Source organism: Pseudooceanicola sp., assembly GCF_029213205.1.
Taxonomy (GTDB): Bacteria; Pseudomonadota; Alphaproteobacteria; order Rhodobacterales; family Rhodobacteraceae; genus Pseudooceanicola.
Map to the genome: position 1 here is coordinate 36,261 of NZ_JARGNH010000005.1, position 12,209 is coordinate 48,469.

General features: G+C 62.9%; 11 protein-coding genes. 5 read left to right on the forward strand and 6 right to left on the reverse strand.

What is annotated here, in order from left to right; all coding sequences use genetic code 11:
• The first annotated feature begins 12 nt into the window (after positions 1–12).
• Positions 13–903, forward strand: a complete 891-nt coding sequence (locus P1U48_RS05820; RefSeq protein ID WP_301067964.1) for a ParB/RepB/Spo0J family partition protein — start codon at positions 13–15, stop codon at positions 901–903.
• Here P1U48_RS05820 and P1U48_RS05825 read toward each other — a convergent pair.
• Genes P1U48_RS05825 through rph form a run of 4 tightly spaced genes read right to left on the reverse strand, consistent with a single transcriptional unit; the run spans position 887 to position 3,728 of the window.
• Positions 887–1,246, reverse strand: a complete 360-nt coding sequence (locus tag P1U48_RS05825) for a YbaN family protein (RefSeq protein WP_301067966.1) — start codon at positions 1,244–1,246, stop codon at positions 887–889. The two genes, P1U48_RS05820 and P1U48_RS05825, sit on opposite strands and share 17 nt — an antisense overlap.
• Positions 1,243–2,406, reverse strand: coding sequence for a radical SAM family heme chaperone HemW (gene hemW, locus P1U48_RS05830; RefSeq protein ID WP_301068133.1), 1,164 nt, complete (start codon positions 2,404–2,406; stop codon positions 1,243–1,245). The genes P1U48_RS05825 and hemW overlap by 4 nt, the downstream gene beginning before the upstream one ends.
• 4 nt (positions 2,407–2,410) lie before the next feature.
• Positions 2,411–3,019: an RdgB/HAM1 family non-canonical purine NTP pyrophosphatase gene (rdgB, locus tag P1U48_RS05835; RefSeq protein ID WP_301067967.1), complete on the reverse strand. Its 609-nt coding sequence runs from the start codon at positions 3,017–3,019 to the stop codon at positions 2,411–2,413.
• On the reverse strand, positions 3,012–3,728 hold the full coding sequence (rph, locus tag P1U48_RS05840; protein ID WP_301067969.1) for a ribonuclease PH: 717 nt from the start codon (positions 3,726–3,728) through the stop codon (positions 3,012–3,014). Before rph ends, rdgB begins: the two co-directional genes overlap by 8 nt.
• A gap of 124 nt (positions 3,729–3,852) precedes the next feature.
• Between rph and hrcA the strand changes: the two genes are divergently transcribed.
• The gene (gene hrcA, locus P1U48_RS05845) at positions 3,853–4,914 is read left to right on the forward strand and encodes a heat-inducible transcriptional repressor HrcA (protein WP_301067970.1); all 1,062 of its coding nucleotides are present in this window, start codon (positions 3,853–3,855) and stop codon (positions 4,912–4,914) included.
• A 9-nt stretch (positions 4,915–4,923) separates the two neighbouring features.
• Positions 4,924–5,481, forward strand: a complete 558-nt coding sequence (locus P1U48_RS05850; RefSeq protein WP_301067972.1) for a nucleotide exchange factor GrpE — start codon at positions 4,924–4,926, stop codon at positions 5,479–5,481.
• Between the two features lie 87 nt (positions 5,482–5,568).
• Here P1U48_RS05850 and mutS read toward each other — a convergent pair whose 3' ends face one another.
• A complete protein-coding gene (gene mutS / locus P1U48_RS05855; protein ID WP_301068134.1) occupies positions 5,569–8,184 on the reverse strand; it encodes a DNA mismatch repair protein MutS in 2,616 nt (871 codons plus the stop codon).
• 159 nt (positions 8,185–8,343) lie between these two features.
• On the opposite strand from mutS, the gene P1U48_RS05860 reads away from it, so the two are divergent.
• Positions 8,344–10,605: an NADP-dependent malic enzyme gene (locus tag P1U48_RS05860; RefSeq protein WP_301067973.1), complete on the forward strand. Its 2,262-nt coding sequence runs from the start codon at positions 8,344–8,346 to the stop codon at positions 10,603–10,605.
• 1 nt (position 10,606) lies between these two features.
• On the forward strand, positions 10,607–11,479 hold the full coding sequence (locus P1U48_RS05865) for a ribokinase (RefSeq protein ID WP_301067975.1): 873 nt from the start codon (positions 10,607–10,609) through the stop codon (positions 11,477–11,479).
• A 9-nt stretch (positions 11,480–11,488) separates the two neighbouring features.
• Here P1U48_RS05865 and msrA read toward each other — a convergent pair whose 3' ends face one another.
• A complete protein-coding gene (gene msrA, locus P1U48_RS05870) occupies positions 11,489–12,133 on the reverse strand; it encodes a peptide-methionine (S)-S-oxide reductase MsrA (RefSeq protein WP_301067976.1) in 645 nt (214 codons plus the stop codon).
• Between the last annotated feature and the right edge of the window lie 76 nt (positions 12,134–12,209).

The window sequence follows — 12,209 nt, forward strand, 5'->3', positions numbered from 1 at the left end:
GGAGGGCATGACATGAGCGATAAACCGAAAACCCGCGGGTTGGGGCGTGGATTATCCGCGTTGATGGCGGATGTCGGAACCGACAATGGCGCCACCGCGCCACGCCGCGCGGATTCCCATGTGCCGATCGAAGATATTGCACCGAATCCAGACCAGCCGCGCCGCAGCTTTACCCAAGACCAGTTGGAGGAACTCGCCGCCTCGATCCGCGAGCGCGGAATCATTCAACCGTTGATCGTGCGCGCCAAGCAGAATGGCGCGGCGAAATACGAGATCGTTGCCGGCGAACGGCGGTGGCGTGCGGCGCAGATGGCCAAGCTGCACGAAGTGCCGGTGGTGATCCGCGACTTTGACGACACCGAAGTGTTGGAGGTGGCGATCATCGAAAACATCCAGCGCGCCGACCTCAACCCGATCGAAGAGGCGGCGGGGTATCGCGCGTTGATGGACCGGTTTGGCCATACCCAGGAGCGGGTGTCCGAGGCGCTTGGAAAAAGTCGCAGCCATATCGCCAACCTCCTCAGGTTGCTGCATCTGCCCGAAGAGGTTCAGACCTTTCTCCGCGAGGGACGCTTGTCGATGGGCCATGCCCGCGCCCTGATCACGTCCGCCGATCCGGTTGCGCTGGCCAATCGGGTGATCAAACAGGGGCTGTCGGTCCGTGAAACCGAACGGCTTGCCAAGGCCGGGGACGCTGAGTCAGACACCAAACCGGCCAAAAAAGCGGCTCCTTCTGGGAAGGATGCCGATACCAAGGCGCTTGAAAATGATCTGAGCGCTGCAACCGGCATGAAGGTGAGTGTCGATCACAAGCCGGGCGGCGAATCCGGGCAGGTGACCATTCGTTATGCGGATTTTGAGGGGCTCGACGCGATCTGCCGGTTGCTCAACGGGGGCCGCTAGGGCGGCTCCAGATAAAGATCAGAACACAGCACAGGGTGGCGCCCTGAATCAACAAAATCTTCGGGCGCAGACCGGTGGCCAGCGAAATGCCAAAGACCAGCAGGATCGACAGGGTGGCATAGCGCTTTGCGTTGCGAGAGATTGCACCGTTTCGCCGCCAGCCCTCGATTGGTGGTCCAAGTTTTTTGTGATTAATCAACCAGTTATGCAGAGTTTCAGAGCCTTTGGCAAAGCAGAACGCAGCCAGCAAAAGGAATGGCACGGTTGGCAGCAGGGGCAGGACAATGCCGATTGCCCCCAGAGACAGGCAGATCAGACCGAACAGCGTCCACAGCCAGCTCATCGCAGATCTCGCACCAACTCCGCCAGCACTGCGTTCAGCACCAGACGCCCTTCTGCGGTGGCGCTGATCCGGTCCGGGCCCTGGGCCAACATGCCGATCCGCACCAATTCCTCGACGCGTTGCAGAGACAGCGGTTGTCCAGACAGCGCGGCAAAGCGGCTGGGTGCAATCCCCTCGCTCAGGCGCAGGCCCATCAGCAGAAATTCCTCGGCCTGATCGCGGGATGTCAACAGCGCGACCTCGCGCTCCGGTCTGCCGGATTTGACGCCGTTCAGCCAGTCACCGGGCATCCGCAACGCCTCGGTTGCGTGGCGTTGGCCGTCGAGTGACAGCCGCCCATGGGCGCCGGGGCCAATGCCGATATAGTCTCCATATCGCCAGTAAACGCTGTTGTGCCGCGATTGGGCGCCGGGCCGGGCGAGGTTTGACACCTCATAGCTGGTAAACCCGGCGGCACCGGCCATGCTCTGCGTCAGCTCATAAAGGTCGGCGGCCAGATCTTCGGACGGCAGGCCGCGCAAGCCGCCGTGCCGGGCGCGGTCGGCAAAGGCGGTGCCGGGCTCGATGGTTAGTTGGTAGAGCGACAGGTGATCCACGGCCAGATCAAGCGCGCGACCCAGTTCGGCCTGCCATTCGGCCGCGGTTTGATCCTGGCGGGCATAGATCAGATCGAAACTTACCCGGTCGAAATGGGCACGGGCGATGTCGAAAGCGGCCAGCGCTTCGGAGGCAGAATGGATTCGACCCAAACGTTGTAGATCGCGGTCGTTCAGTGCCTGCACCCCCAGAGAAAGCCGGTTTATCCCAGCGGCGGCATAGGCGCGGAACCGGTCAGCTTCGACCGAGCCGGGATTGGCCTCTAGGGTGATTTCGATGTCATTGGCAAAAGGCCAGTGCGCGCGGATGCGCGACAGGATCGCCTCGATCAGGCTGGGCGGCATCAGCGACGGGGTGCCGCCGCCGATAAAGATCGAATTCAACAGCCGACCAGGCGTCAACGCGGCATGGCGATCAATCTCGGACAGATAGGTCAGGCGCCAAGATTCAGTGTCTATTTCACGGGAAACATGCGAGTTGAAATCGCAATAGGGGCATTTCGCGGCACAGAATGGCCAGTGCAGATAGAGTCCAAATCCACCGTTGCGCCAGTCTTCTGTGATCGGGTCAGTCAAAACAGGCGGCCACCAGCTGTTCAAAGGCCCGGGTTCGGTGGGTCAGTGGCAGCTTGCGCTCGGGCGTCATTTCGCCAAAGGTTTCGGACTCGCCATCCGGCTGAAACACCGGGTCAAAGCCAAAGCCGCGTGTGCCCCGCATAGGCCAGACATATTGGCCCTCAACGACGCCTTCGAAAATTTCGTCATGGCCATCCGGCCAGGCCAGACAGAGGGTGCAGTGAAACGCGGCCCGGCGCGGCAGCGGCGCCGCCTTGGCCTCAAGCAGATCCCAGACCCTGGTCATCGCCATGGTGAAATCGCGGCCCTTTGGGGTCTCGGCCCAATCGGCGGTATAGACTCCGGGGGCTCCGTCCAGCGCGGCAACGGTGATGCCGCTGTCATCCGAGAGGGCGGGGAGCCCGGTGGCCTTGGCGGCGAAATGGGCCTTGATCCGGGCGTTTGCCGCAAAGGTGTCTTCGGTTTCTTCCGGTTCTTCCAGCCCATGTTCGGCGGCAGAGCTGACCGTGACTCCGTAGGGCGCCAGCAAAGCCGCGATTTCGCGCAGCTTGCCGGAATTGTGCGACGCGATGATCAGCCGGTCGCCGGAGAATCTACGCACCGACTGCGGCCTTTTGCGCAATCACCAGCTCATCGACGCCTTTTTGCGCCAGATCGAGAAGCTCGGTCATCTGTTCACGGCTAAAGGTCGCGCCCTCGGCGGACATCTGCACTTCGATCAACCGCCCGGCGCCGGTCATGATGAAATTGCCATCGACCCCGGCCTCGCTGTCCTCAGGATAATCGAGGTCGAGCACCGGCTGTCCGGCATAAAGGCCGCAAGAGACCGCGGCGACTGGATCGACCAGCGGATTGGATTTCACATCGCCGACCTTCATCAGCTTGTTCACCGCCAGCCGCAGCGCCACCCAGCCGCCGGTGATCGAGGCGCAGCGGGTGCCGCCGTCGGCCTGAATGACATCGCAATCAATGGTGATCTGGCGTTCGCCCAGGGCGACCCGATCGACCCCGGCGCGCAGCGAGCGGCCGATCAGCCGCTGGATTTCCACCGTGCGCCCGCCCTGTTTGCCCGCCGCCGCCTCACGCCGCATCCGGCTGGTGGTCGAGCGGGGCAGCATACCGTATTCGGCGGTGACCCAGCCGAGGCCGGATCCCTTGATGAACGGCGGCACCCGATCCTCGATCGTCGCGGTGCAGAGCACATGGGTATCGCCCATGCGGATCATACAGGATCCTTCGGCATGTTTGGTTACGCCGGTCTCGATGGAGACGCTGCGCATTTGATTCAATTCACGTCCTGATGGCCGCATCGGGGAACCTCCTGTTTGGGCGTCGGGATGACACTCCCGAGATGTGATGGCAAGTCTGATTGATTTTTCGGCCCAGCGGTCTTTAATGGCAGGCCATGAAAGACCAACAGCCTGGACAAACCCCATGACGGAACAGCGATCGCTTCTCAGTGATCTGAATGATCGATCGCGCGAAGTGTTTCGCCGGGTGGTCGAGGGCTATCTGGAAAGCGGTGGGCCAGTGGGGTCACGCACGCTCACCCGGCTGATGAATGAAAAGGTCAGCGCCGCGACGATCCGCAATGTGATGCAGGATCTGGAATTGCTGGGGCTGCTTGGCTCGCCGCATATTTCGGCGGGGCGGGTGCCGACCCAGCAAGGGCTGAGGATGTTTGTCGATGGCCTGCTTGAGGTGCGCGACCTCGAAACCAGTGACCGGGCGTTGATTGATGCAACGGTGGGTGACAATGGTACCGATGTCGGGGCGATACTGGACCGGGTTGGCGCCGCTCTCTCCGGTGCCACCAGGGGGGCCTCGCTGGTGCTGGCGCCGAAAAGCGAAACCGCGATCAAGCATATCGAATTCGTTGCGCTGGGACAGGACCGGGCGCTGGTGGTGCTGGTTTTTGCCGATGGCCATGTCGAGAACCGGATTTTCAACCCGCCGCCGGGCCAGACCCACAGTTCGATGCGCGAGGCGGCGAATTTCCTGAATGCGCTGATCGAGGGACGCACCCTGAGCGATGTGCGTGGGGTGATTCAACGCGAAATCACCCATCGGCGGCAGGAGATCGATTCGCTGGCCCGGTCGTTGGTCGAAAGCGGCATGGCGGTCTGGCAGGATGGTGGGGACCGCCACGAACGGCTGATCGTGCGCGGCCGGGCAAATCTGATCGAGGGCGCCGAGGACATCGACCTCGACCGGATCCGCGAACTGTTCGACGACCTTGAGCGCAAGCGCGATATCGCCGAGTTCCTGGAACTGGCCGAAGAGGGCGAGGGGGTTCGCATATTTATCGGCTCAGAGAACAAACTTTTCTCACTTACGGGTTCCTCTCTGGTGGTTTCTCCATATATGAACGCTGACCGTAAGATCGTCGGCGCGGTCGGGGTCATTGGGCCCACGCGGCTCAACTATGGGCGAATCGTGCCGATCGTGGACTATACAGCGCAGCTGGTCGGGCGGGTGATTTCTGACCGGAGCTAGAGGTGAAGAATGGCTGAGCCGAAAGACGACGATTTTCTTGATGATATTGAGGCCGCAGAGGCCGACGCCTATGCCGAAGAGATGGCAGAGCTGGACGACGAGGCTGTCGAGATCGACGCGTTGCGCGCCGAGCGTGACGAGTTTCGCGACCGGTTCATGCGGGCGTTGGCAGATGCCGAAAACTCGCGCAAGCGCGCGGATAAGGATCGGCGCGAGGCCGAGAATTATGGCGGCTCGAAGCTGGCCCGCGACATGCTGCCGGTGCATGACAACCTGAAGCGCGCAGTCGAGGCGGCGCAGGATCTGGGTGCCGAAAACGCGGCGCTGATCGAAGGGGTCGAGCTGACCCTGCGGGAATTGATGAACGTGTTCCGCAAACACGGGATCGAGCCGATTGCGCCGGAAGTTGGCGACCGGTTTGACCCGAAGGTGCATCAGGCGATGTTCGAGGCACCGGTGCCGGGCACCCGGGCCGGTGACATCATCCAGGTCGCGGCAGAAGGATTCCTGCTGCATGACCGGCTGTTGCGCCCGGCCCAGGTCGGGGTGTCATCGACACCCGGCTAGGCGCCCCAGCCCGGCGGGATCGCGCGGATGGCTGATCTGCGCCTCCGGCGGGAATATTTATGGCAAGATGAAGGGCGGCGTGTCGCGTTATTCGCGGGACGCCGCTTTCAGTTGGTAGAGCGCCTCGAGGGCTTCGCGCGGGCTGAGATTGTCGGGATCCATGGAGTCGATCAGGGCGGTGAGTGCGGAAGGTTTTGCGGGGAGCTCGGGGGCGGGCCGGGCAGGGGCGGCGGCAAAAAGCGGCAGGTCGTCGATCAGGGTTTTTGATTTGCCACCTTCGCGGTCGCCTTTTTCCAGCCCATCGAGAATGGCGCGGGCGCGGGCGACAACGCTGTCGGGCAAACCGGCCAGCCGCGCGACCTGCACGCCATAGCTGCGGTCAGCAGCGCCCTTGCGCACCTCATGGAGAAAAATCACATCGCCATCATGTTCGCGCACCTCAACAGTGGCGTTGTCGACGCCGGCAAGCTTGCCTGCCAGGGCGGTCATTTCGTGGTAATGGGTGGCAAAGAGGGCGCGGCAGCCATTGACCTCATGCAGGTGTTCCAGCGTTGCCCAGGCGATGGACAGCCCGTCATAGGTGGCGGTGCCGCGGCCGATCTCATCAAGAATCACCAGCGCGCTTTCGTCGGCCTGATTGAGGATCGCGGCAGTTTCGACCATTTCGACCATAAAGGTCGAACGGCCTCGGGCCAGATCGTCAGAGGCGCCGACCCGGCTGAACAATTGGCTGACCACGCCGATTTCGGCCCGGGTCGCGGGCACATGGCTACCGATCTGAGCGAGCAGGGCAATCAGCGCGGTCTGGCGCAGGAAGGTCGACTTACCGGCCATGTTTGGTCCGGTCAGCAGCCAGATCCGGGCCGGATCGCCGGAGAGGTCGCAATCATTGGCGATGAAGGGCGCGCCCTGACGGGTGAGCGCTGCCTCGACCACCGGATGGCGGCCGCCTTCGATGCGCAGGGCCCGGCCATTGGTGATCTTCGGGCGGGTCCAGCTTTCACTGCGCGACAGATCGGCCAGGGCGGTGGTGAGGTCGAATTCTGCCAGGGCCCGAGCGCAGCTGGCGATCATGGGGGCGGAGTCGAGAATAGCGACTTTCAGCCTGTCATAGAGACGCTTTTCGATCTCCAGCGCGGCCCCGGCAGCGTTGTGAATCCGGGTCTCGATCTCGCTCAGTTCCGGGGTGGTGAAGCGCAGTTGGTTGGCCGTGGTCTGCCGGTGGCGAAAGCTGTCGGAGAGCGGTTCCTTCAGCATCTTGTCGGCATGGGTCGCGGTGACCTCGATGAAATAACCGAGCACATTGTTGTGCTTGATCTTCAGCGTGGCGATGCCGGTGGTTTCGGCATATTGGCCCTGCATCCGGGCGATCACCCCCCGGCCCTCGTCGCGCAATTCGCGGGCGGCATCGAGATCAGGATCATAGCCCGGTGCGATAAAGCCACCGTCGCGGGTCAGCAGTGGCGGCTCTGCGATCAAGGCGGCACCGAGCTGCGCCAGAAGGGTGTCATGGCCGATCAGATCGGCGCTGACGGTGGCCAGAAGCGGTGGCAACGTCTGGTCGGCAAGCCTTGCATGCAGGGCTTCGGCCTGCTCCAGCCCAGTGCGGATGGCGGCGAGGTCGCGCGGGCCGCCGCGATCCAGAGACAGCCGTGACAGGGCGCGATCAAGGTCCGGCACGCGGCGCAGAAAGTCGCGCAGATCAGACGAAATGCGGCTCTGTTCCACGCAAAAATCGATGGCATCGAGGCGCGCGCCGATCACCTCCGGGTCGCGCGAGGGGCTCGACAGCCGCCGCTCCAGCAGTCGGGCGCCGCCCGCCGTGACGGTTCGGTCGATGGTGGCGAGCAGGGATCCGGCGCGACCACCAGTCAGCGCATGGGTCAGTTCCAGATTGCGGCGGGTGGCGGCGTCGATCTGCATCACCCGGTCTGCGGTCTCGCGGACCGGCGGGCGCAGCAGCGGCAGCTTGCCGCGTTGGGTCAGGTCGAGGTAATCGACAATCGCCCCCATCGCCGCCAGCTCGGCCCGGGAAAAGGTGCCAAAGGCATCGAGCGTCGCGAGATTGAACAGTGCAAGCAGCCGCGCCTCGCCATTGGCACTGTCAAAGGCAGCGCGGGCGAGCGGGGTCAGCGCGGCCCCATTTTCAGAGACTATTTCGGCGAAATCAGGCTCATTCAGGTTTGAAATCAACACTTCAGACGGGGCCAGCCGCGCCAGCTCAGGGCCAAGCCGCACAGGCGGCAGCGGGGTGACATGGAATGACCCGGTGGAGATATCGACCCAGGCCAGCGCCCCCTGATCGCGGACCAGCGCATAGGCGGCGAGGTAATTGTGCCGCCTGGCGTCGAGCAGCGTGTCCTCGGTCAGGGTGCCGGGGGTGACCAGCCGCACCACATCGCGGTTCACCACCGATTTGGAGCCGCGCTTCTTGGCCTCTTCCGGGCTTTCCATCTGTTCGCCGACGGCAACGCGAAAGCCTTTGCGGATCAGGGTCAGAAGATAGTTTTCGGCGGCATGGACCGGGACGCCGCACATCGGGATATCCTCGCCCAGATGCTTGCCGCGTTTGGTCAGCGAGATATCCAACGCCTCGGCGGCAGCGACGGCATCGTCAAAAAACATCTCATAGAAATCGCCCATCCGATAAAACAGCAGGGCGCCGGGATATTGCGCCTTGATCTCAAGGTATTGCGCCATCATCGGCGTAACGGCTGTGTTCTGCTGGTTCACGGACGACCCCCCAATCGCAGAAAAGGATACAAACCTCGGCCCTGCGACGAAAGGCGAAAGCGCTTTTTGTTGAGCCGTGGCCCATGCCCGTGTAAGACGCCCAAGCCTTGGGATAGGGAGAACAAAGGCATGACACGCCCCCGCAACCGGATCACGCCGGAAGATGCGCTGCAATTCCACCTTGAACCGTCGCCGGGCAAGCTGGAGATCGCGGCCACCGTGCCGATGAACACTCAGCGGGATCTGAGTCTGGCTTACTCGCCTGGCGTCGCCGTACCCTGCGAGGCGATTTTCGAGAATCCGGAGACCGCCTATGACTACACCACCAAGGGCAACCTGGTGGCGGTGATCACCAATGGCACCGCGGTACTGGGGCTCGGCAACCTCGGGGCGCTGGCCTCCAAGCCGGTGATGGAAGGCAAGGCGGTGCTGTTCAAGCGCTTTGCCGATGTGAACTCCATCGACATCGAGCTCGACACCGAAGACGTCGACGCCATTGTGAATGCGGTAAAGCTGATGGAGCCGACCTTCGGCGGTATCAACCTCGAGGATATCAAGGCGCCGGAATGCTTTATGATCGAGCAGCGGCTGAAGGAGCTGATGGACATTCCGGTGTTCCATGACGACCAGCACGGCACGGCAGTGATCTGTGCGGCGGGGCTGATCAACGCCCTGCATATCAGCGGCAAAAAGATCGAGGATTGCCGGATCGTGATGAACGGTGCCGGCGCTGCCGGCATTGCCTGTGTCGAGCTGCTGAAACGGATGGGCGCGAAGCATGAGAATTGCATCGCCTGTGACACCAAGGGGGTGATCTATCAGGGTCGCACCGAGGGTATGAACCAGTGGAAATCGGCGCATGCGATCACCACAGATCTGCGCAGCCTCGAAGAGGCGATGGTCGGGGCGGACGTGTTTATCGGAGTCAGCGCCAAGGGCGCGGTGACGGCCCAGATGATCGCCAGCATGGCGCCAGATCCGGTGATTTTTGCGATGGCCAATCCCGATCCCGAGATCACCCCGGAAGAGGCGCATGAGGTGCGCTCTGACGCCATCGTGGCCACCGGCCGCTCGGATTATCCGAACCAGGTGAACAACGTTTTGGGCTTTCCCTACCTGTTTCGCGGCGCGCTCGACATCCATGCCAGGGCGATCAACGACGAGATGAAGATCGCCTGCGCCGAGGCGCTGGCGGCGCTGGCGCGTGAAGATGTGCCGGACGAGGTCGCCATGGCCTATGGACGGACGCTGAAATTCGGGCGTGATTACATCATCCCGACGCCCTTCGACCCTCGGCTGATCCACAGGATTCCGCCCGCCGTTGCCAAGGCCGGGATGGAGACCGGGGTGGCGCGACGGCCGATTATCGACATCGATAGCTATAAACAGAGCCTGAAAAGCCGGATGGACCCGACCGCGAACATCCTGCGGTCGATCAACCTGCGGGCCCGCAATGCGCAGGCGCGAATGATCTTTGCCGAGGGCGATGATCCACGGGTGCTGCGTGCGGCGGTCAATTACCAGCGCTCCGGCTTTGGCGAGGCTCTGGTGGTCGGGCGCGAAGCAGAGGTCAAGGCCAAGCTGGAAGAGGCCGGGTTGGCCGATGCGGTCGACGAGCTGCTGATCGTGAATGCGGCGAATACCGAGCATCTGGAGACCTACAAGGACTTCCTCTATCAGCGGTTGCAACGCAAAGGCTTTGATCGGATCGATATTCACCGGCTGGCGGCGCGTGACCGGCATGTGTTCAGCGCGTTGATGCTGGCGCATGGTCATGGCGATGCGATGATCACCGGCGCGACCCGGAAATCGGCACATGTGCTGGACCTGATCAACCACGTTTTTGACGCCGATGCGGCGCATGGCGCGGCCGGGGTCACCGCGCTGCTGCACAAGGGCCGGATCGTGCTGATCGCCGACACGTTGGTGCATGAATGGCCGAACGAAGAGGACCTGGCGGATATCGCCGAACGCGCCGCCTCGGTGGCACGGGATCTGGGGCTTGAGCCGCGGGTGGCCTTTGTCAGCTTTTCCACCTTTGGCTATCCGATGTCGGAGCGGGCCGAGAAAATGCATATCGCCCCCAAGGTGCTGGAACAGCGCGGAGTCGATTTCGAATTCGAGGGCGAAATGACCGTCGATGTGGCGCTGAACATGACGGCAGCGAAATATTACCCGTTCTCGCGCCTCACTGGCCCGGCCAACATCCTGGTGGTCCCGGCACGGCATTCGGCGAGTATCAGCGTGAAGCTGATGCAGGAAATGGCCGGGGCGACGGTGATTGGCCCGATCCTGGCGGGTGTGGAGAGCCCGATTCAGATTTGTTCCACCGGTTCGACGGTGAACGACATTCTGAACATGGCGCTGCTGGCCGCTTGCAAGGTCGGCTGAGGTGACGATCTGGTGCCTTGGGTCGGTCAATGCCGATCATTTCTACAAGGTGCCTCATCTGCCCGGGCCGGGCGAAACCATCGCCGCGCGGGACTATGCGCGCGGCCTCGGCGGCAAGGGCGCCAATATGGCGGTCGCCGCGGCCCGTGCCGAGGCGCGGGTCGAACTGATCGGGGCCATCGGGCCAGATGGCGGCTGGATGCGTGACAGGCTGGCTGGATATGGCGTGTCATTGACGCACCTGGCCGGCTCTGAAACCGCCTCGGGTCATGCGCTCATCGCGGTGGATGAGGCGGGTGAGAACCAGATCACCCTTTTTCCCGGTGCCAATCGCGGCCTTGAGGTTTCGCAGGTCACGGCGGCGCTGGGCCAGGCGGTGCCGGGTGATCTGTTCCTCTGTCAGAACGAAACCAACCTGCAGGCCGAGGCGGCGGAGCTGGCCCGGGCCAAGGGGTTGCGGGTGGTCTATGCCGCCGCTCCGTTCGAGGTCACGGCGGTGCAGGCGATGCTTGGGCTAACCGATCTGTTGGTGCTGAACGCGGTCGAGGCGGCGCAGCTTGAGGCGGTCCTCGATCAGCCGCTCACCGCGTTGCCGGTGCAGGATATCGTGGTGACTCTGGGGGCCGAGGGCATGCGCTGGATCGATACTGATTCAGGCAAAATCAAAGATTTTCCGCCGATCCCGGTGCGGGTGACGGACACCACCGGCGCGGGCGATACCTTTACCGGTTATCTGGTTGCGGGTCTGGATGCAGGCGCGGAAATGGCAATGGCGATCACCCGCGCCGGCAAGGCCGCTGCGCTGAAAGTTACTCGTTCAGGCACCGCCGATGTGATCCCGACTCTGGCCGAGGTCGAGGGCTGGACGCCCTAACCATCGCGCCTAATGCCCGACAAATGGCGCATCGTTCCCCCACAGCGCCTTGATCCGGCCATCGCGGCCGCAGGCGTCGCGGTAACTCTTGTAGGCGCGGGATTGTTTCTGCGGGCCGAACCGGGTCAGCACCATTTTGGTGCCTTTGTAATAATCCTGATGATAGGCCTCGGCCTTGGTAAAGGGCCCGGCGTTCAGGATCGGGGTCACGATCTTGCGGCCCAGTTGCGCCTGCGCTTCGGCCTTGGCCTTTTCTGCGGCGGCCCGTTGCCCTGGGTTAGAGACAAAAACTGCGGTACGATAGCTGTCGCCGCGATCACAGAACTGGCCACCGGCATCGGTCGGATCGACCGAGCGAAAGAAATGGTGCAGCAGGGTGTCGAGGCTGACCTTGGACGGGTTGTAGGTGATTCTCACCGCCTCGTAATGGCCGGTGCCGCCCTTGGTGACCTGTTTGTAAGTCGGATTGGCGGTCTTGCCGCCGGTGTAGCCTGACACCACCTCGCGCACCCCGGGGACGGATTCAAAATCGGATTCGACGCACCAGAAACAGCCGCCTGCGACGGTCAGGGTGGCGGATTGCGCGGCGGCTTGGCTGGCAAAGGCGAGGGCCAGCAGCAGCGAGGCCGCCAGAGACGAGATCAATCGGGTCATGGAAAATCCTCCGGGTTGCAGGCATTCTGGCGCCAGCACGCGGGCGAACCAAACCGGAATACGCCAGGTCACGCGG